Consider the following 20,830-nt stretch of genomic DNA (forward strand, 5'->3'; position numbering starts at 1 on the left):
AAGGGAAGAGTCAACATCATGAAAGTAAAAGATATTGCTATCTTAGCTGGGATTATCGGCATCGTACTCATGATGGTCATCCCTATTCCGCATTTGCTGCTAGATATCTTACTCATCCTGAACATTTCGATCGCGCTCATGATCCTGCTGATTGCGATGAATACGAAGGAAGCTCTTGATTTCTCTATCTTCCCGGCAATCCTGCTGGTAACAACCTTATTCCGTCTTGCGCTTAACGTCTCCACAACTCGTAATATTTTATCGCATGGTTATGCGGGTGAGGTTGTACAAACATTCGGATCCTGGGTAGGTGGCGGTGAGATCGCGATAGGCTTCGTCGTCTTCCTCATTCTCGTCGTTGTCCAGTTCATCGTTATTACGAAAGGGTCGGAACGGGTAGCGGAGGTAGCGGCCAGATTTACGCTCGACGCTATGCCCGGCAAGCAAATGAGTATCGATGCCGACCTGAACGCAGGACTGATTAATGAACAGCAGGCGCGCGAGCGCCGCTCGAAAATTGAAAGAGAAGCGGATTTTTACGGCTCAATGGACGGTGCAAGCAAATTCGTCAAAGGGGACGCTATCGCTTCGATTATCATTTTGCTCATCAACCTGGTTGGCGGATTTATTATCGGGATGGCCATTCATGGTTACAGCTTCCAGGATGCTCTACATACTTATTCTATTCTTACTATAGGTGACGGTCTGGTCAGCCAGATTCCAGCCTTGCTTATCTCGACGGCAGCTGGTTTGATCGTTACTCGAGCCGCATCGGATGGCAACTTTGCCCAAGATCTTGCGACTCAGGTGACCAAATATCCGAAGCTGCTTTATATCGTAGCCGGAACCATTACGCTGCTTGGCGTATTTACGCCGATTGGTATTTTCCGTACCGTACCGTTTGCGGCCCTTCTCGTGTTTGGAGCTTGGAGAATGCAAAAGTCGATCAACAAACAAATGCAGCAGGAAGAGCTTCTGGAGGAGGAACAGCAAATCGAGGAGGTTCGCAGTCCAGAGAGCGTTATTAGCCTCTTGCAGGTGGACCCAATCGAATTTGAATTCGGTTACGGTCTAATTCCGCTGGCCGACACCCAGCAGGGCGGAGATTTACTGGACCGGATCATCATGATCCGCAGGCAATGCGCTCTCGAGCTTGGATTGGTAGTTCCGGTCATCCGGATCCGGGATAATATCCAGCTGAAGCCAAACGAATATGTCATAAAGATAAAAGGAAATATCGTTGCCCGGGGCGAGCTGCTTCTTAACCACTATCTGGCGATGAGCCCGGGCTTTGAAGATGAGAGTGTTATCGGAATCGAAACGACGGAACCGGCATTTGGACTTCCGGCGATTTGGATTGACGAGCCGATGAAGGAGAGGGCGGAGATTTCCGGCTATACCGTTGTGGATCCGCCTTCCGTAGTAGCCACGCATTTGACAGAGATCATCAAGCGCCATGCTCATGAGCTGATTGGACGCCAAGAGACGAAAGCTCTCGTCGAAAATGTGAAAGATTCGTACCCGGCGCTTATCGAAGAACTTATACCTTCGATTCTATCGATTGGCGATTTGCAAAAAGTATTGGCGAAGCTGTTGCGGGAGAAAGTATCGATTCGGGATTTGGTTACCATCTTCGAATCGCTCGCAGACCAAGCCCATTATACGAAAGACCCCGACATTCTAACGGAATATGCTAGGCAAGCTTTATCGAGGCAAATTACTCAGCAGTTCACTTCGTCAGGCAATATGCTGAAGGTGATTACGGTAGGCCCGGGACTAGAGAAGAAGATTGCGGAATCCGTGCAGCAAACCGATCAAGGCAGTTACATCGCGTTAGATCCGGTCGCCACGCAGCAGATTTACCAAAAACTAAGCGAGCAGGTGTCGCGCCAAATTCAATCCGGCCAGCAGCCCGTCGTACTTACATCGCCAACGATCCGCATGTATCTGAGACAAATCGTGGAACGGACGATGCAAGATGTACCTGTACTCTCGTACAGCGAGCTAGAGCCCAATATTGAAGTTCAGAGCGTAGGGGTGGTGAATTTATGAGAGTAAAACGTTACGTCGTAAACGCCTTGCCGGAAGCCTTGCCGATGATTCGAAGTGAACTTGGCAAAGACGCCGTCATTCTAAATACGAAGGAAGTTCGTATCGGCGGATTTATGGGAATGTTCCGGAAGAAGAAGATGGAAGTAATCGCAGCGATTGAATCCGGGGCAGCAGTGCCATCCGCACAATCCCAATCCAAAAAAGCAGCGGCCGACGTTCAACGGGTCATGCATGCGATTCAGGAGTCGAAGAGACAAGCGGCAAACCCAGCGACGGTGGTACTGGATCAGTCGGCACCGCCGATTCCGACCCCGCCGCCCGTTACGCCGGTAGTGCCGCAAGCGCAGCCAATGAACCGTATGAACGAAGACTTATTGGAAGAAATCCGCTTCATTAAACAATCCTTGAAGCAACTTACCATGCACAAACCTGAGCAGGCAGGGCCGTTAGCCATTCAAGCTTTATACGGAAGGCTGGTTCAGCAGGAAGTGGAGCCGGAGCTGATAGACCGTTTAATTGATTCGGTTAACGAGAAGCTTGCAACAAAGCAAGAGTTGCCGAATGCGGAAGAGACTTGGACGATTGCCCGCGAACTGCTTAGAGAGTGGCTTGTTCCATACAGCAATCACTCCATTAATGAAGCGGCAAGAATTGTTCATTTCGTAGGACCGACAGGAGTTGGCAAAACAACAACCATCGCTAAGCTAGCCGCGGGACAATCCATCAAGTTCGGACGTCAAGTGGGCTTTATCACATCGGATACGTACCGGATTGCTGCGGTAGACCAGCTTAGAACGTATGCCAATATTCTGAATGTGCCGATGGAAGTCGTGTTTTCTCCGATGGATCTACCGAAAGCATTCAGGCAGTTGGAAGACCGGGAGTTGATCTACATGGACACTGCCGGACGGAACTTCCGCAATGAGCTTCATGTATCTGAAGTGAACAGCCTTCTCCAATCGAACGAACAAAGCGAGACGGTGCTGGTGCTGAGCCTGACGGGCAAAACGAAAGACATGATGGCCGTGGCCGACAATTTCGTCAAGTATGGCGTCCGCAAGGTGTTGTTCACGAAGCAGGATGAGACCTCCGTGTACGGCTCCATCCTGAATCTGGCCATGAAACATGAGCTACAGCCTGTTTATGTGGCAAGCGGTCAGACGGTGCCGGATGATATTGGACCATTCGACGCGGAGCGTTATATCGAAGCTTTGCTGGGGGCTCCTGCCAATGAATGATCAAGCGCAGGCGCTGCGCAACATGGTTAAGATGAGGAGCGGGCAAGAGACTGCCCGTCCTACCCGCATCATAACGATCACAAGCGGAAAAGGCGGAGTAGGCAAATCGAACTTCAGTCTGAATTTTGCCATAACGCTGCAGCGTCTGGGGAAAAAAGTGCTCGTGTTTGATGCCGATATTGGAATGGCCAATATCGATGTCTTAATGGGCGTGAGTTCTCCCTATCATCTCTACCATCTTTTCAAGCAAGATAAGACGATCTGGGATATTATCCAGAACGGACCTTCGGGCGTACATTTTATTGCCGGCGGATCGGGTTTCCGGGATCTGCTGGAATTGACCGCAGAGCAGCTCGATTGGTTCGCGGAACAAATCGGGAAGCTGCAGGGCGAATATGATTTTATCTTGTTTGATACGGGAGCGGGATTGTCCAAAGAAACGGTCAAGTTCATATCGGCTGCCGAAGAGACAATCGTAGTTACGACGCCTGAACCAACTGCGATCACGGACGCCTATGCTTTAGTTAAGATGGTAATGTCAATGGACATTAACGCGGGTTTTAAGCTGATCGTCAACCGAGCTGCTGACCGTAAAGAAGGCATTCAGACTGCGGACAAAATTAATCTGGTTGCCAGAAGATTCTTGCAGTCGGAGCTGCCGGTTTTAGGCGTTATTTTGGATGATCCCAATGTAACGAAAGCCGTAAAGCGCCAAACCCCGTTTACGGTCGCTTACCCCGACAGCGATGCTTCAAGATCCATTGACGAAATAGCACGCCGATACCTGGAGATGTCCATTCCGGAGTCAACCGCATCAGCAGGAGTAAGAGGTTTCATACATAAAATGTTTAGGTTATCCCGGTAGACGAAGTACATATAAGGGGGGAACTGGATGGCTCCATATCGCGTGCTGGTCGTGGACGACTCGCCATTTATGAGGAAAATATTCAGCGATCTGATCGTACAAGACCCCGGCTTTACCATTGTTGCAACGGCTTCAAACGGACTGGAAGCTATAGAGGCTGTGAAGAAGTGGAAGCCCGATGCCGTAACTCTCGATCTCGAAATGCCCGAGCTTAACGGAATTGATGCGCTTAAGCGAATTATGGACGAGCAGCCGACCCCGGTCATTATGTTGTCAGGCATCAGCGAAGAGAACACGAGAGAAACGATCAAAGCCCTTCAGTTCGGCGCTTTCGACTTTATACGCAAGCCTATGGGGGCTTTCTCCAATGATATCGTACGGGTGGGAGAGCTGCTGCTGGAAAAGCTGAGAATAGCCGTCTTGACCAAGAGGTACTCGCTTGCCGCTCAAAATCACGTTGAAAAGCTAGAACGAACTCCGCTTGTGAAACCGGTCAATAGGGCAGAAGAACCGATCCGGGGAATGAAGAAGGCACAGCGAAGGGACTTAATCATTCCGACAGTTAAATCCGAGACTAATTCGGCGATCAGCAAGAGGAATACGATTAAATCTGTGGCTGAGGTTAGCAAGGTTATCGATCTAGCACCCGTAGCAGCTGCTAGAGAAGATCGGTTAGAGAAGAAGTTCTCTAAACAGAATGGTGGGGGCTTTGATCATTTGATAGCCATTGGGACCTCAACGGGCGGCCCGCGCGCATTACATGAAGTGATCAGTTCGCTACCAGCCAACATGGCCGCACCGGTGCTGGTTGTCCAGCATATGCCGCCTAAGTTTACGAAGTCGCTTGCTCAGCGCTTAGACAATTTCAGCGAGCTTGAAGTGGTGGAAGCCTCGCAAGGCGACCGGCTTAAGGCAGGGGTTGTTTACATAGCGCCAGGCGGGCATCATATGGAGCTTGCTAAAGATCAGGCAGGCTACTATGTCGTACTTACCCAGAAACCGCCGCGTAACGGACATCGTCCTTCGGTGGATGTATTGTTCGAGTCATTAACCCCTTTTGACGAATTGAAACGCCATGCCGTTATTATGACGGGAATGGGGAGCGACGGGGCTAAAGGCTTAAGAGCGCTTGTAGACAGCGGAGCGGACTCAGCCATTGCCGAATCCGAACAGACCTGCGTCGTTTATGGAATGCCGCGCAGTGCAATTGAGAACGGCTGCGTCAAGAAAATACTGCCTTTGCAGCAAATCGCTGACGAGCTGCAGCTAGCGGTACAGCAAGGTTAATAGATGAGATAAAGTCTATCAGGAGGTGCGACGAAATGGATATGAACGCCTACTTGTCGATGTTTATCGATGAGTCCAATGATCACCTGCAAGCTTTGAACGAAAACTTGCTTCGACTCGAGAATGAACCGGAGGACCTGTCAATCGTCCAGTCGATTTTCCGATCTGCCCATACGCTAAAAGGGATGTCCGCAACGATGGGGTTTGAAGATCTCGCGTCTTTGACGCATGAGATGGAAAATGTACTGGATTTGGTTCGCAACAGCAAGCTGAAGATGGACAGTTTTATCTTCGACACCTTGTTTAAAGGCCTCGACGCTCTGGAATCCATGGTACAGGATATCGTTGCCGGAGGGACAGGCAAAGCCGATGTAACGGCAATTGTTGCTTCCTTGCAGTCTATTGTCAAAGGCGACTACAAGACAGCCGGGAATGAAGCAACTACCGTGTCGGCGGGAGCCGCTCCCGGTCAAACGAGATTGCTAGACGAGTTCCAAACCTCGGTGATTCAGCAATCCATTGACAGCGGCCACAACGTTTATTTTATAGAGGTAGAAGTGCGCGAGGACTGCGTGCTGAAAGCCGCAAGAGCGTATATGGTATTTGACCTGCTCGGCAAAAACGGCGAAATTATCAAATCGGAGCCGTCGGTAACGGATTTGGAACAAGAGAAATTTGACCGTTCTTTCTCGGTATTTACAATCTCGACTATGTCGCAGGAAGAGCTGGAATCCCAAATTGCAGCGATCTCGGAGATTGAGAAAGTGTCCGTAGTTTTGCTGGACCTTGAATCGCTGGCCATGCTGAACAGTGCTGCGGCAGCAGCCGAGGCAGCCCCTGCAGCTTCAGCTGTACCTGCTCAGCCGGAGATTGCGGCTGAAGCCAAAGCAGAAGCCGGCAAGCAAGTATCGGCAGCCCGCTCGCAAGCGGCAGCGACTTCCGCGCCGCCAGCCGTATCCCGAACGATCCGGGTTGACATTGACCGTCTTGACGCGTTAATGAATCTGTTCAGCGAACTGCTGATCGACCGTGTAAGACTGGAGCAGCTGTCTAGCGAAATCCGCCGCAATGATCTGACGGAGACCGTTGAGCATATGACCCGCGTCAGCTCCGATCTTCAGAACATCGTACTGAAGCTCAGAATGGTTCCGGTAGATTCGGTGTTCAACCGTTTCCCTCGGATGATCCGCGATTTAGCCAAAACGTTGGATAAGAAAATCGATCTGGTCATTACCGGAGCGGATACGGAACTCGATAGAACAGTTATTGACGAGATTGGCGATCCGCTCGTTCATTTGCTTCGCAACTCGGTGGACCACGGAATTGAAACGGTGGAAGAACGCCTTGCCGCCGGTAAACCGGAGACAGGTACGATTCATTTGCGCGCTTACCATAGCGGTAATCATGTCTTCATCGAAGTAGAAGAAGACGGAAGAGGGATTAACCGCGAAAAGGTGCTGCAAACAGCCATCAAGAACGGTGTAGTGACGGAAGACCAAGCCAAACAGCTGACTAATGAAGAAATTCATATGTTGATCTTTGCTGCTGGCTTCAGTACGGCGGACAAAATCTCGGACATTTCCGGACGAGGCGTTGGTCTCGACGTTGTAAAATCAAAGATTACATCGCTTGGCGGCAATGTAACCGTCGATTCTGCGCTTGGACGAGGAACGAAGTTTGCGGTTCAATTGCCTTTGACGCTATCTATTATTTCGGCCATGCTCATCAAGCTAGGTTCCGAGAAATATGCCATTCCTCTTTCTTCTATTGTAGAGACGGGCATTATTCAAAAAGAACAAATCTTGCATGTACACGGCAACCGGATGATTCATTTCCGCAATGCGGTCATTCCGCTCGTTTCTCTCAGCAAAGTACTGGATTCTCCTGATTTCAATGAACAAATGGAATCGGAAACCGAGATTGTCGTCATTCGAAAAGGCGATAAATGGGCCGCTGTTACGGTGGACGAGTTCATCGGGCAAAGCGAGATCGTGCTTAAATCTCTCGGCAAATATTTGACCAATATCGAAGCTATTTCCGGTGCAACCATTCTTGGCGACGGCCAAGTCGCGCTTATTATTGATCCTAACGCATTAATCAAATAAGGGAGGGCTTACCGATGGGAGAAGAATTAAAAGTTATCGTATTTTCGCTGGCTCATGAGGAATATGGCATTGAGGTGGATAAAGTTCGTACAATTGAGCGTTTATCCCCAATTACCCGCGTTCCCAAAACGTTTTCCTTCATTAAAGGAGTAATTAATCTTCGCGGTATCGTTGTTCCTGTCATTGATCTGCGCGGCCGCTTTGGGCTCGAAGAAGCGGCAACAACGGAGAACAGCCGAATTATTGTAGTTGCCGTCAATGATATGGAAGTTGGTTTCATCGTGGATTCGGCAAATGATGTTGTTGATATCGATACGGACAGCATTGATCTGCCGCCTGAGATCGTGGGGGGAATCAAAGCGAAATATTTGAGAGGCATTGCGAAGTTTGGAGATAACCGTCTTCTCATTATGCTGAATCTGTCCGAAGTGCTGAACAAAAGCGAAGTTATTCAGCTTGAACAGTTAGAGGTGTAAGCGTGAGCTCCTTTAGCCGGTTTAAAGCATTTGAACTTGATGTACTGAAGGAAGTAGGCAATATTGGAGCGGGAAATGCGGCAACCGCATTATCCCGCCTTCTGGACAAGCCGGTAGATATGGCTGTTCCGAAGGTCAGTCTGTTGCCGTTTGAAGAAGTAGCCGATCGGGTAGGCGGATCCGAACAAGTCGTTATCGCGGTTTACCTTCGGGTTGAAGGGGATGCGCCCGGCAATATGTTTTTCATCATCCAGGAGGAAGCGGCCAAACGGTTGCTGGGACAACTTATCTCCCTAGCGAGCGAAGATCCGGATAGTTATTCCGAGATGGAGATGTCGGCGCTTTGCGAGATCGGCAATATTTTGGCGGGATCGTATTTGTCATCTCTGGCTGATCTCACTCAATTGTTGATGGCGCCTTCCGTTCCGTCTGTTGCGAGGGATATGGCTGGACCCATCTTAACCTACGGCCTAATGCAATACGGCGAGATGGGAGATTCCGCGCTTCTCATTGAGACGACCTTTCTAGAAGATAAGGAGGAGCTGGAGGGACATTTCTTCCTCATTCCGGACCCGGATTCCTTCTCCAAAATATTTAAAGCCTTGGGAGTAGAAACCGAATGATCCAACAAGATGTGATCAAGGTCGGCATGGCAGATTTAAAATGGGCTACGGGCGGTGCGAATCTGCGGACAACGGGATTAGGTTCTTGTGTCGGACTGACGTTATACGATCCTGTTGCGCGTATTGCGGGAATGGCTCATGTTATGCTTCCGTCTTCAGAAATTGCCCGAGAGTCGACCATGAATATTGCGAAATATGCGGATACGGCAATTCCTGAGCTCATTGGGCAGATGAAAGCATCCGGCGCTGCGGTCGGACGTCTTGTAGCAAAAATGGCAGGCGGTGCGCAAATGTTTGCTTTCTCGGGACAATCCGACTCGATGAGAATAGGTCCCCGGAACGTGGAATCCTGCATGGAAATTCTCGTGAACTATTCGATCCCCGTTTTGGGACAGGATACAGGCGGGAATTACGGCCGTACGATCGAGATTGACAGCAGCAGCGGAGTATTGACGATAAGAAGCGTGCAGTTTGGGATAAAGGAGATTTGAAATGGTTGGTAATTGGCGATGGAATGTCGGCTTGGGGATTGTAGGCGCGGTATTAACCTTATTATTTTCAATTGGTAAAAACCCGCTGTCTGTCATGCTGATGCGCAGCATGTACGCTTTCATCGCCTTTGTAGCGATTGCATTTGTAATGCGGATTGTACTTAGCTTTATTCTTCAGCCGCCGATTATGCATCAAGCAGATTTGGAAGGCGAAGAGGGCAAAGGGACGCAGCTGGATCTCCAAACTCCTGATGAGAGCGAAGACCTGAATCAGATGCTCAAATCACAGATGGAAGGCCAAAGATCGCAAGAAATCCAGCAGCAAGAGCAGCATAGTCAGTTTAAGCCGCTAACGCCGCCTAAGCTGGTATCTGCACAGAATAAAGAGCCTGAAGAATTGGCTAAAGCCGTTCGTCATCTGACAGGAGGTTGAGTGACATGATTGCGACTGCAAATTTGGATTTGTGGCGAGCGTGGAAGGAAGAAGGCGATCTTGAGGCTAAGAAGCGTCTGATCGAGCAATTCTTGCCTTTGGTCGATTATGTAACAAACCGAATGGCGATTGGGTTGCCCAAAAATGTCCTAAAAGATGATCTAGCCAGCAACGGAGTAATGGGACTTATAGATGCCATTGAGAAATTCGACTACTGCCGTGGTTTACAGTTTGAAACTTACGCTTCCTGGCGAATCCGCGGATCGATCATTGACGGTCTTCGTCAAGGGGATTGGGTTCCTCGTTCGGTTAGGGAAAAGGCTAAACGTATTGAAGAAGCCTATCAAAGCTTGGAACAGAAATATTTGCGTTCCGTTACGGATGCCGAAATTAGCGATTACTTAAACGTAAGCGAAAAAGATTTTACGAACATGCTCCATGAAATCGCCATCACTACGGTATGTTCGCTGGAAGACCCGATCCGTGAAGAAGAATCGGAAACAAGGCTTTCGCTGCTCATTGATGAGCGCGCGAAAAATCCGGATCATAAAGCGCATGAGTTTTTCCTGAAGGATTCGTTAATTAGCGGGATTGAGAAACTGACGGAAAAAGAACGGACGGTCATTTCGCTTTTCTATTATGAAGAATTATCGCTAAGCGAGATTGCGGAAGTTATGTCGTTATCCCCGTCGAGAATATCCCAGTTGCATTCGAAAGCCATTTTGCGTCTGCGTGGAGCTCTAGCCAAGCATAAGGAACAATTATTGCAACATTAGAAGGGAGTAGGCAAGGTGGAAGACCATCTATTGGAGTCTTACCTGCGTATCCAGATCTCAGCTGATAAGCTGTCTGCCTTCCTGACCTTTAACCGGATCACCGAGGAATTCGACTGTACTCCCGGTCAATTGGAACGTTTTGTACGCGGCAACGGTGTTGTATTTGGGATACGTACGAGTGTGTTAAGTGAAATTTGCAGCAATACGCTTGCTTATTGCAAGGAGCAAACTCTAATTGCGGTCGGTAATCCGGCATCGCAAGGCAAGGACGGGTCGATCCGCTTCGCTTACGATATGCAGGAACAATCGCATCGTCCAGCGGAGCTTGAGGACGGCAAGGTAGATTTCAAAGAAATAGCCCGATTAAAAAACGTGAAACGGGGGCAATTAATAGCGGAGCGAATTGACGCGTTGTTTGGTTCTCCGGGAATGATGGTTACAGGCGAGGAAATTCAGGCGAAACAAGGCAAACAGGCCAGGTTTAAAGTCGGCAAAAATGTCGTCGTCAACGAAAATCAGACGGCTATGTACGCCTTGATTGACGGGCTTGTAACCATAACGGATAAAGAGAAAGTAAACGTATTTCCGGTTTACGAAGTAAACGGAGACGTTGATTATAGAGTAGGCAATATCGATTTTGTCGGTACGGTCGTTATCCGGGGGAATGTCCTCAGCGGGTTCCGAGTGAAGGCGTCCGGGGATATTCGCGTCATCGGCGGAGTGGAAGGGGCGGAGCTCGAATCCGAAGGCTCCATTGAAATTACAGGCGGTATTATGGCTGGCAATAAAGGTTATGTAAAAGCCCAGCGGAACGTAAAAAGCTCATTTATCCAGGACAGCAACGTGATTGCCGGCGAGGACGTGCTTGTATCCCAGAGCATTATGCACTCCAATGTGCGGGCAGGGCGGAACGTGATTTGCCAAGGATCGAAGGGATTGATCGTAGGCGGATCGATTCAAGCCGTCGAGAAGGTAACGGCGCGGGTCATTGGCAATACCATGTCCACGGCAACATCCATAGAAGTTGGGGTGCGGCCTGAATCCCGTTCCGAACTGCAGGACCTACGGCTTAAGCTGCGCCAGCATCTTGATGCGATAGACAAGACGGAGAAAGCGCTTGCCATACTTGATCAACAAGCAGCCTTGGACCAGTTGAACGATCAAAAGATGGCCATGCGGATCAAGTTAAGCGCTACTAGGCGACAGACAACCGCGGAGATCGACCAGATCAGAGAGCGTGTTCTTGAGATTGAGAAAACGCTGGAGGACACGGATAAAGCACGAGTGGATGTCAGCCATACCGTATACGGCGGAATCAAAGTCGTAATTGGCCGCTATACCCGATTTATTAAGGATCCGATACAACGTGTGTCTTTCCGTTACTCGGAAGGCGATATCGTTCAATTGGCCTTATTTACTTAAAAAATATTTTTCTCGCAGCCGAGGCCGTTTATACTATGCGTATAAGAAAGGAGCTTGCGTATGCCATTTAAGCCTATCGATTTGCAATGGTCCATTCCGCGTACTCCAGAAGTGGGCGGATTGCAAAGCCAAACGAATCACAGGATAACCGCGGAGCAGACAAGAATGGCAGAATTGGCTTCCAAGCAGACCGAACAATTACGCAGTAAAAATACCGGCATTGAACAGACGGGCGGAACAAATGTACGTAACGAGCGGGACAGGAATAACGGAAATCCCTATTTGGCAAAGCGCAAGCAACAGCCGGAGGAAGCGGAAGGTCCCGAAGAAGAGAACCGTCAGCCTGAACATCCCTATAAAGGGCATCACGTGGATATATCGCTATAAGTAGAGGGTGTATATAATGTCAAACTGGACTTATATTGTACTGCTGGGAGCAGTTGTGGTTGTTGTATCTTTATTTTTGCCGAAGAAGCAGCAACCTGCGCAGGGATCCAATGATACGCGCAACATGGAGATTGCTCTGGAGCAGTTCATGGAAAATACGGAGCTTGACCATCAAGAGATGGTCAAGCTTGTTACCGTTCTTCGCGAAGAGGGCAAGCAGCAGGCGGAAGTTAACGGACAGCGGTTGTTGGAGCTTTCGAACAGATGCCAGTTGCTCGAACAGCAAGTCGCAACGCTTCAGCAACAGAATGATCGGCTCGCCGCACAAGCTATGCCGATAGCCGTTCCATCACAGCATGCAACAGAAGCGGACAAGCTGGCAATTATGGGGCTAGAGCCAGAGCCGGCGGTATCAAGCATTCAGATGCGTTATGCCGAATTGTTCGAGTTATACCATCAGGGCAAATCCATTGAAGCGATCGCCAAAAAAATGAATATGAACAAAGGGGAAGTACAGCTGATCTTGCAACTGGCTAAACAGGAGGAGAAGGCTAATGTTTAAGAATCGCTCCTTTGTGGCCGGACTTGGTATTGGCATGATAGCAGGCGCTATTTTGCTGCAATTGATGCAGATCGGGGATCAGAGTCAGCAGAAGCTGTCCGACGGTTTCAAGGACGGGGAGCCTAAGCTGTATACGCAGGCAGAATTGGATTCAAAGCTTGCCGAGGAGCGGGCGAAAGCAGTCAAGGAATCGGCTCAGGCAAATCCATCCGAGGATATGCCGGAGACGAAAGAACCTACGGAATCAGCGTCTGTTAAGGAGAATGAACCTCCAGAAGCTACTGATAAGAAGGAAGCGGCGGGAACTGCGGGGGAAGCTCATAATGACTTGAAACGCCAAGTACGTATTACTGGCGGCATGAACTTGACGGATACCGCAGGATTGCTTGCCGATCAGAAGCTGATCTCGGACAAGGACGCATTTATTAAAGCAATGAAGAACAAACCCGTACGCGCAGGTTATTTCATCTTTGAGGGGAATCCGGCGGTAGGAGAAATCATTCGGATTCTGACCAGCCAGCCGCTCACAAAGTCGGAATTTGAGAAGCAAATGAAAGGTTAAAGACAACCTGCAAAATTTCGACAATCACTGTTGCACCATGTAGGCAGATATGTTATATTAATTGTCGGTGTTAAAAACACACGCCTATTAATTCCGTTAATGGTGCTTCCGGTCGCCGGAAGTGTTAGCGGAAGATGCGATGGGCGGAGGTATTCACAAAAAAAACCATTACAGGAGGTGTGTAGAATATGGCGGTTATTTCCATGAAACAACTTCTTGAGGCTGGTGTACACTTCGGTCACCAAACTCGTCGTTGGAACCCAAAGATGGATCGTTATATCTTCACAGAAAGAAACGGGATTTACATTATCGACCTGCAAAAAACAGTTAAGAAAGTCGAAGAAGCTTACAACTTCGTACGTTCTGTAGCTGCTGAGGGCGGCACTATGCTGTTCGTAGGTACGAAAAAACAAGCTCAAGATTCGGTGAAAGAAGAAGCTGAACGTTGCGGCAACTTCTACATCAACCAACGTTGGTTGGGTGGTACGCTGACTAACTTCCAAACGATCCAAAAACGTATTGACCGTCTGCGTCAACTCGAAAAATGGTCGGAAGACGGTACTTTCGAAGTACTGCCTAAAAAAGAAGTTATCATCCTTAACAAAGAAAAAGATCGCCTCGAGAAATTCCTCGGCGGCATCAAAGGCATGAAAGGCCTGCCTAGCGCGCTGTTCATCATCGATCCTCGTAAAGAGCGTATCGCTGTTGCTGAAGCACGCAAACTCGGTATCCCAATCGTAGGTATCGTTGATACAAACTGCGATCCGGACGAAATCGATTATGTAATTCCAGGCAATGACGACGCGATTCGCGCAGTTAAATTGCTCACTTCGAAAATGGCTGACGCTATCGTGGAAGCTAACCAAGGCGAGCAAACTACTGCTTAATCCGATATAATTGCTACAACAAAGGGTGGTCAGAAGGTGAAAGCCTCTCACCGCCCTTTTTTTGAACGTAAAAACTAAAAATGGAATTTCCAGGAGGGCTAATCATGGCGGTATCCGCAAGCGCAGTAAAAGAACTTCGTGAAAGAACTGGAGCAGGTATGCTCGATTGCAAGAAAGCATTGGACGAAACAAATGGCGACATCACAAAAGCAATTGAATTGCTTCGTGAAAAAGGTCTGTCCGCAGCTGCTAACAAAGCTGGCCGTGTTGCAACTGAAGGCGTAGTTGAATCGTATATCCATGCAGGCGGCCGTATCGGCGTTCTGGTTGAAATCAACTGCGAAACTGACTTCGTTGCTAAGACTGACCAATTCCGTACTTTCGCTCGTGACATCGCTATGCACATCGCTGCAGCAAACCCTAAGTTTGTTAAACGCGAAGAAGTTCCAGCTGAAGAAATCGAGAAAGAGCGCGAGATTCTGAAAGCTCAAGCTCTGAACGAAGGCAAGCCGGAAAAAATCGTTGAAAAAATGGTTGACGGCCGTATCTCCAAATACTACGAAGAATATTGCTTGATGGAGCAATCCTTCGTTAAAGACCCAGACAAAACAATCTCGGCTCTTCTGAACGAGAAAATCAGCGCAATCGGCGAGAACATCTCGATCCGTCGCTTTGTTCGTTACGAACTGGGCGAAGGTCTTGAGAAAAAAGTGGATAACTTCGTTGAAGAAGTTATGGCTCAAGCAAAACTGTAAACCGAACGCACAGGCGGGGCGGGGCGTTCGCCCCGTCTTTTTTTCTAACTAAAGATCATAAAAGGATGTTACCTCGCCCGCGAGGTACAGATGGAGGTAGGGACGATGGGACAGCCTGTTTTCAAGAGAATTGTACTGAAAGTAAGCGGTGAGTCGCTGTCGGGCGATCAAGGCTACGGCATTGAAGCTTCGGTTATTGCGTCAATCGCCGATCAAGTTAAAGAAGTAGTAGAACTTGGCGTAGAAGTTGCTATCGTCGTAGGCGGCGGCAATATCTGGCGCGGTATTGCAGGTACGGCAAAAGGGATTGACCGTGCAACGGCCGACTACATGGGGATGCTCGCTACGGTAATGAACTCGCTGGCTTTGCAAGATGCGTTGGAGCAAATTGAAGTGCCGACTCGCGTTCAAACTTCGATTGCCATGCAACAAATCGCGGAGCCTTACATAAGACGCCGCGCGATCCGTCACCTCGAGAAAGGCCGCGTTGTTATCTTCGCAGCAGGCACGGGCAATCCGTTCTTCTCGACAGATACAACCGCAGCTCTTCGCGCAGCCGAGATCGAAGCAGAAGTTATTCTGATGGCGAAGAACAAAGTAGACGGCGTATACTCCGCTGATCCGTTCAAAGACGCAACAGCTGAGAAATTCGAAGAATTGACTTACATGGAAGTACTGAACAAAAACCTTGGCGTTATGGATTCAACGGCATCGTCGCTTTGCATGGATAACAATATTCCACTCGTTGTGTTCGCGATTACTGAAAAAGGGAATATTAAGAAAGTCGTGCTTGGTGAGAAGATTGGTACTATTGTGAGAGGAAGTGCGAAATAATGCCGCAAGCGATTAAGAAAAATGCAGAAGAACGTATGGATAAAGCGATTGGTGCTTTGAAACGTGATCTGGCTACACTTCGTGCTGGACGGGCGACGCCTGCTTTGCTCGATCGTGTTCAAGTTGAATATTACGGGGCTCCTACGCCCGTTGCGCAATTAGCGAATATTAATACACCGGATTCCCGCACGTTGTTTATTCAACCTTGGGACAAATCGTCGATCGCAGCGATCGAAAAAGCGATTATGAAATCCGATCTTGGCCTGACTCCGTCCAATGACGGTTCGGCAATCCGCATCACGTTGCCGCCACTTACGGAAGAGCGCCGTCAGGAGCTTGTCAAAACAACTAAGAAATTCGGCGAAGACGCGAAAGTTGCGATCCGCAACATCCGTCGCGATGCGAATGACGATATCAAAAAGCTCGAGAAAACGACGGTTTCCGAAGATGAATCCCGTCGTCATCAAGAAGACATTCAAAAAGCAACAGACCGTTTCATCGCGGAAGTTGACAAAGTGTTGGTTGCTAAAGAGAAAGAGATTATGGAAGTATAATTGCGCCTACAGCCCCTCCGTAAGGTGGGGTTTGGTTTTTTTGAAATCCGGGTGGGAGGAACATACATGATCAGTCGACTTTGGGCTAAACTTGGCAAATCGTCCTCGCAAGCGGCAGAACCGTTTTTAACGACTGACAATGTCCCGGAGCATATTGCCATCATAATGGACGGCAACGGGCGATGGGCGAAGAAACGTGGACTTCCACGGATCGCGGGCCATCATACGGGAATGAAAACGGTGAAGCGAATCGTTATCGAGGCAGATCGTCTTGGTGTCAAATATTTGACATTGTACGCTTTTTCCACGGAAAACTGGAAGCGGCCCAAAGACGAAGTTGAGTTCCTGATGAAGCTTCCTCAACAATTTTTGGAAATCGAGTTGGAAGAACTCATTGAAAAAAACGTTCAAGTGCGCATGATGGGCCATAAAGAAAATTTACCGTCGTTTACGCTCAACGCTGTTGAGGAAGCAATCACGAAGACGGCTAATAATACTGGACTCGTACTCAATTTTGCTCTTAATTATGGCGGTCGCAGGGAAATGCTTGAGGCGATAAAAGAAATTGCAGCCGATGTACAGGATGGACGTTTGTCTACCGAACAAATTGATGAGAAGCTGTTATCCAGCCGATTGCTAAGCGGGGATATTCCCGATCCCGATTTGTTGATCCGTACTAGTGGCGAACTAAGGCTGAGTAACTTCATGCTGTGGCAGCTAGCATACAGTGAAATGTGGTTTACGAACGTCTACTGGCCGGAATTCACTGAAGTGCATCTACAGGAAGCCATTCATGAGTATCAGCGCCGCGCACGGCGATATGGCGGTTTATAGCATCGATAACGGAGAGTGACCATCACTTGAAACAGAGAATCATATGGGGACTGCTTGCCGGTGCAGCATTTGTTGCGCTCCTTTTAGCCGGTGGATGGTTTTACGCTGCTACGCTTGTAGGGCTCGCTTTACTTGGATTTAACGAGTATACGAGAATGAACGGGCACACTTGGAATGAACCGGCGTCTTTGCTTGGTTATGCCGGTGTGCTGCTGTTCGTGCTTCCATGGAAGCTTATGGGCGTAGATGCTCCCTCTGCGATAACCGTACTTTGGAGTTTGGCGTTCTTGCTTTTAGCCGTTACGGTCTTTACGAAAAACAAAATAACGATCGACGGCGCCTCGCTCATGTTGTTAGGCGCTTTATATGTAGGTTACGGCTTCAGCTCGATGAATGCCGTTCGGGAGTTGGACCATCACGGCATTTTTTGGTCGTTCCTTATTATAACTTGCAATGTCGCGTCAGATGCAGGTGCCTATTTCGTGGGACGGGCAATGGGTAAGCATAAGTTATGGCCTTCCATAAGCCCTAACAAAACGATCGAAGGAGCATTAGGCGGTGTTGTGCTCGCTATTGTCGCGGCATGGGTCTTCGCTCTTTGCGCTCCTAGCATCATTGAAATTCCTAATGCTCTGTTAATCGGTCTATTCGTAGCGGTAGCCGGTCAACTAGGCGACCTGATACAATCGGCTTACAAACGCGTCCGCAACATCAAGGATTCCGGTTCTATCTTACCGGGACACGGCGGTGTTCTAGATCGTTTCGACAGTTGGATTATCGTGTTCCCGCTGTTGATCCTTACCGAATTGATCCCTACATAAACAGGAGAGTAGGTTTATCCCCTTGTGGATAAACAGCAACATGGAGATTATGACATGTTGCTTTTGCTCTCCACGCTCTCCATCTTTTTTTTCATTGGCATTCCGACTTGGAAGGAATGCCGTGAATGTTTCAGCTATTTGGTTGAGTGAGCGGAGCGAAAGTGTCATGGTGGAGAAACAAGATTATGCTTCCGAAGTAGCTTTCTTCCAGAAAGCTTTAAGTGTTCGCCTTTGTCTATGAGTTTCAACCGCTTAGCGGATTGAGATGAAGAAACTCAGAGACAACAGCGATCGGAAGCATGACACTTTTGCGCAGCGAATGCACTTCAACTATCGAGCAAAACAGCATCAAATGAGTTCCAGGAGGAATCCATGAAAAATATTACCATCTTAGGGTCCACCGGCTCCATCGGCACTCAAACGCTTGATGTCATCGCAAACGATCCGGAGCGATACCGGGTTGTTGGGTTATCGGCGGGTAGCAACTTGGCCTTGCTGATCGAGCAAGCGAAGCAATTCCGTCCTTCGGTCGTTTGCCTCGCGAACAAGGAATTAGCGGAGCAGGCAAAAGCTGAATTGCCATCCGGCATTCAAGTGCTGTACGGCGAGGAAGGTCTTGTAGAGCTTGCGGCGAATGCGGATGCGGATGTTGTCGTGACGGCGATAGTCGGCAGCCGCGGACTTCCCGCAACGCTTGCCGCTATCGAAGCGGGCAAGACGATTGCGCTTGCGAACAAAGAAACGCTTGTAACGGCGGGACATATCGTAATGGAACGCGCAAGACAAAAGGGCGTTTCCGTTATTCCGGTGGACAGCGAACATTCGGCGATTTTTCAATGCTTAAACGGTGAAGACGTTAAATCATTGCAACAGCTTACTCTTACCGCATCGGGAGGCTCGTTCCGGGATCGTACCCGTGATCAGCTTGCGGGCGTTACGGTAGCTGAAGCGTTGAATCATCCGAACTGGTCCATGGGAGCGAAGATAACGATTGATTCAGCAACCATGGTGAACAAAGGTCTTGAGGTCATCGAGGCTCGCTGGCTGTTTGATGTCACGTATGATCAGATTAAGGTATTGATTCATCCGGAGAGCATCATCCACTCTTTTGTGGAATTCAATGACAACAGCGTTATAGCGCAGCTGGGCTTGCCGGATATGCGCGTGCCGATTCAATATGCATTAACTTATCCGGAGCGTCGTTCGACGCCAACGGGGCGGCTTGATCTGGCTGCGATCGGCAAGCTTCATTTCCGCGAGATGGATTTTGCCAGATACCCATGCCTCAAGCTAGCGTTTGAATGCGGCCGGGCTGGACAATCGGCTCCAACCGTATTTAATGCGGCGAATGAGGTTGCGGTTGCCCGTTTCTTAAACGGCGAGATTGATTTCTTAGGGATTGAGCGAGTGCTGGAGCGTGTACTCGAGCGCCACTCGGTAACAGCGGTGAATGATTTGCAGGCTATAGCAGAAGTTGATGCATGGGCTCGTAAAGAAGCGGCAGTCATCTAGCTTTTTGCGGTAACCTGCGGTTCTCTTGTTTCGTACGGGAGAATAATGATAATCTATGTACAGGCCGTTACGAACAGGAGGCTCGTTATGGAGATGATTCGGGTCATTTTTATGACCGTGCTCGTATTTTTTGTCATTGTCACCATTCACGAATGGGGACATTACTATTTTGCCAAACGCGCAGGCATTTTGGTTAGGGAATTTGCCATTGGTTTTGGGCCAAAGCTTTTCTCGATTAAACGCGGGGAGACGCGGTTCACGTTAAGACTTGTGCCGGCAGGCGGATTTGTCCGCATGGCAGGCGAAGATCCCGAGATCGTAGACGTGACCGTTGGACAGACGGTCGCCGTTCGCGTGAAAAACAATCAGGTTACCCGGATTTACTTGGATCGTCTGGACGAGCGCAGCGGCGTAGTGCGCGGAGAAGTATCGGCGATTGATTTGGAGAAGGATTTGTTCGTGACGCTTGATGTTGAAGGCGAGAATGATCGATTTGCTGTTCATCCTCAGGCGCTCCTTATTTCTAGAGGAAAAGAAACCCAAATTGCTCCTGTTGACCGTCAATTCGGCAGCAAGTCCGTTGGCGCTCGCGCGTTGGCGATTTTTGCCGGACCGCTTATGAACTTTGTACTGGCATTTGTTTTGTTTATGGCTTACATACAGCTCGCGGGCACGCCGCAAGGACTGCTTGTTGACGAGGTAACCAAAGGCATGCCGGCCGAGCAAGCACAGTTGCAGAAGGGCGATTTGATCGATACCGTTAACGGGGTCAAGATCGGGACCAATTATGACAAGATGATTGACATTATTGGCGCATCTCCCGGAAAACCAATTCAATTGAATATTGTCCGTAACGGAGACATGCAGGCGATTAACCTGACTCCGGTAGCGGATGATCAAGGCGTTGGCAAAGTTGGGATCAGAGCAGCTTATCAATTCCGGAGCGCAACGGTGGGCGAGACCATTACAGGTGCTGCCAAACTGATGAAATCGATGACCATTAGTATTTTTGAAGGCTTTAAGAAAATTATTATTGGCGACTTCAAGCTGGATGATCTGGGCGGACCTGTCCGCACGGCGGAAATGACGAGCGAGATCGCGCGTAAAGGCATTACCGATCTGACGTCATGGACAGCTTTGTTAAGCTTGTATTTAGGGATCTTCAACTTGCTGCCGATTCCCGCGCTTGATGGCAGCAGGCTTATCTTCCTCGGGCTCGAGGCGGTACGCGGGCGCCCGGTTAATCCAAACCGGGAAAGCATGGTCCACTTCATCGGTTTTGCCTTAATTATGCTGCTGATGCTTGTGGTAACTTACAATGATATTTTGCGATTGGTACGAGGGGAGCCATAAG

The 20,830-nt window shown here is 49.0% G+C and carries 22 protein-coding genes; all 22 read left to right on the plus strand.

Annotated elements, in window-relative coordinates:
- Positions 1-18: 18 nt before the first annotated feature.
- The 22 genes from flhA (at position 19) to rseP (ending at position 20,829) form a co-directional block, all read left to right on the plus strand.
- A complete protein-coding gene (flhA, locus tag QQK89_RS14245; RefSeq protein WP_284239241.1) occupies positions 19-2,052 on the plus strand; it encodes a flagellar biosynthesis protein FlhA in 2,034 nt (677 codons plus the stop codon).
- The gene (gene flhF / locus QQK89_RS14250; RefSeq protein WP_284239242.1) at positions 2,049-3,290 is read left to right on the plus strand and encodes a flagellar biosynthesis protein FlhF; all 1,242 of its coding nucleotides are present in this window, start codon (positions 2,049-2,051) and stop codon (positions 3,288-3,290) included. The genes flhA and flhF overlap by 4 nt, the downstream gene beginning before the upstream one ends.
- Entirely contained in the window at positions 3,283-4,155 is an 873-nt protein-coding gene (locus QQK89_RS14255) for a MinD/ParA family protein (RefSeq protein WP_284239243.1), read from the plus strand. The genes flhF and QQK89_RS14255 overlap by 8 nt, the downstream gene beginning before the upstream one ends.
- A gap of 27 nt (positions 4,156-4,182) precedes the next feature.
- Positions 4,183-5,442 (plus strand): protein-glutamate methylesterase/protein-glutamine glutaminase, encoded by a 1,260-nt coding sequence (locus QQK89_RS14260; protein ID WP_284239244.1) that lies wholly within the window; start codon positions 4,183-4,185, stop codon positions 5,440-5,442.
- A gap of 35 nt (positions 5,443-5,477) precedes the next feature.
- Positions 5,478-7,547 carry a chemotaxis protein CheA gene (locus QQK89_RS14265; protein ID WP_284239245.1) on the plus strand — a complete coding sequence of 690 codons (2,070 nt, stop codon included), beginning with the start codon at positions 5,478-5,480 and terminating at the stop codon, positions 7,545-7,547.
- Positions 7,548-7,561: 14 nt separating this feature from the next.
- The gene (locus tag QQK89_RS14270; protein ID WP_284239246.1) at positions 7,562-8,023 is read left to right on the plus strand and encodes a chemotaxis protein CheW; all 462 of its coding nucleotides are present in this window, start codon (positions 7,562-7,564) and stop codon (positions 8,021-8,023) included.
- A gap of 2 nt (positions 8,024-8,025) precedes the next feature.
- Positions 8,026-8,646: a chemotaxis protein CheC gene (locus QQK89_RS14275; protein WP_284239247.1), complete on the plus strand. Its 621-nt coding sequence runs from the start codon at positions 8,026-8,028 to the stop codon at positions 8,644-8,646.
- The gene (locus QQK89_RS14280; protein WP_284239248.1) at positions 8,643-9,137 is read left to right on the plus strand and encodes a chemotaxis protein CheD; all 495 of its coding nucleotides are present in this window, start codon (positions 8,643-8,645) and stop codon (positions 9,135-9,137) included. The genes QQK89_RS14275 and QQK89_RS14280 overlap by 4 nt, the downstream gene beginning before the upstream one ends.
- Before the next feature lies 1 nt (position 9,138).
- A complete protein-coding gene (locus tag QQK89_RS14285) occupies positions 9,139-9,570 on the plus strand; it encodes a hypothetical protein (protein WP_284239249.1) in 432 nt (143 codons plus the stop codon).
- Between the two features lie 5 nt (positions 9,571-9,575).
- Positions 9,576-10,346 carry a FliA/WhiG family RNA polymerase sigma factor gene (locus tag QQK89_RS14290; protein WP_284239250.1) on the plus strand — a complete coding sequence of 257 codons (771 nt, stop codon included), beginning with the start codon at positions 9,576-9,578 and terminating at the stop codon, positions 10,344-10,346.
- A 15-nt stretch (positions 10,347-10,361) separates the two neighbouring features.
- Positions 10,362-11,768, plus strand: a complete 1,407-nt coding sequence (locus QQK89_RS14295; protein WP_284239251.1) for a DUF342 domain-containing protein — start codon at positions 10,362-10,364, stop codon at positions 11,766-11,768.
- Positions 11,769-11,828: 60 nt separating this feature from the next.
- A complete protein-coding gene (locus QQK89_RS14300; RefSeq protein WP_284239252.1) occupies positions 11,829-12,155 on the plus strand; it encodes a hypothetical protein in 327 nt (108 codons plus the stop codon).
- Between the two features lie 16 nt (positions 12,156-12,171).
- A complete protein-coding gene (locus tag QQK89_RS14305; RefSeq protein ID WP_284239253.1) occupies positions 12,172-12,717 on the plus strand; it encodes a DUF6115 domain-containing protein in 546 nt (181 codons plus the stop codon).
- The gene (locus QQK89_RS14310) at positions 12,710-13,279 is read left to right on the plus strand and encodes a hypothetical protein (RefSeq protein ID WP_284239254.1); all 570 of its coding nucleotides are present in this window, start codon (positions 12,710-12,712) and stop codon (positions 13,277-13,279) included. The genes QQK89_RS14305 and QQK89_RS14310 overlap by 8 nt, the downstream gene beginning before the upstream one ends.
- Positions 13,280-13,467: 188 nt before the next feature.
- Positions 13,468-14,166 carry a 30S ribosomal protein S2 gene (gene rpsB, locus QQK89_RS14315; protein ID WP_015844998.1) on the plus strand — a complete coding sequence of 233 codons (699 nt, stop codon included), beginning with the start codon at positions 13,468-13,470 and terminating at the stop codon, positions 14,164-14,166.
- Positions 14,167-14,270: 104 nt separating this feature from the next.
- The gene (gene tsf, locus QQK89_RS14320) at positions 14,271-14,921 is read left to right on the plus strand and encodes a translation elongation factor Ts (protein WP_015844997.1); all 651 of its coding nucleotides are present in this window, start codon (positions 14,271-14,273) and stop codon (positions 14,919-14,921) included.
- A gap of 105 nt (positions 14,922-15,026) precedes the next feature.
- The gene (gene pyrH, locus QQK89_RS14325; RefSeq protein WP_284239255.1) at positions 15,027-15,755 is read left to right on the plus strand and encodes a UMP kinase; all 729 of its coding nucleotides are present in this window, start codon (positions 15,027-15,029) and stop codon (positions 15,753-15,755) included.
- Complete coding sequence (gene frr / locus QQK89_RS14330) at positions 15,755-16,309, plus strand: ribosome recycling factor (protein ID WP_284239256.1); 555 nt, start codon at positions 15,755-15,757, stop codon at positions 16,307-16,309. Before pyrH ends, frr begins: the two co-directional genes overlap by 1 nt.
- 66 nt (positions 16,310-16,375) lie before the next feature.
- A complete protein-coding gene (locus QQK89_RS14335; RefSeq protein ID WP_284239257.1) occupies positions 16,376-17,143 on the plus strand; it encodes an isoprenyl transferase in 768 nt (255 codons plus the stop codon).
- Positions 17,144-17,169: 26 nt separating this feature from the next.
- The gene (locus QQK89_RS14340) at positions 17,170-17,964 is read left to right on the plus strand and encodes a phosphatidate cytidylyltransferase (protein ID WP_284239258.1); all 795 of its coding nucleotides are present in this window, start codon (positions 17,170-17,172) and stop codon (positions 17,962-17,964) included.
- A gap of 372 nt (positions 17,965-18,336) precedes the next feature.
- Positions 18,337-19,476: a 1-deoxy-D-xylulose-5-phosphate reductoisomerase gene (locus QQK89_RS14345; protein ID WP_284239259.1), complete on the plus strand. Its 1,140-nt coding sequence runs from the start codon at positions 18,337-18,339 to the stop codon at positions 19,474-19,476.
- Between the two features lie 87 nt (positions 19,477-19,563).
- Entirely contained in the window at positions 19,564-20,829 is a 1,266-nt protein-coding gene (gene rseP, locus QQK89_RS14350) for an RIP metalloprotease RseP (RefSeq protein WP_284239260.1), read from the plus strand.
- The last annotated feature ends 1 nt before the right edge of the window (position 20,830 follow it).

It is taken from the genome of Paenibacillus glycanilyticus (assembly GCF_030161375.1).
Taxonomy (GTDB): domain Bacteria; phylum Bacillota; class Bacilli; order Paenibacillales; family Paenibacillaceae; genus Pristimantibacillus; species Pristimantibacillus glycanilyticus_B.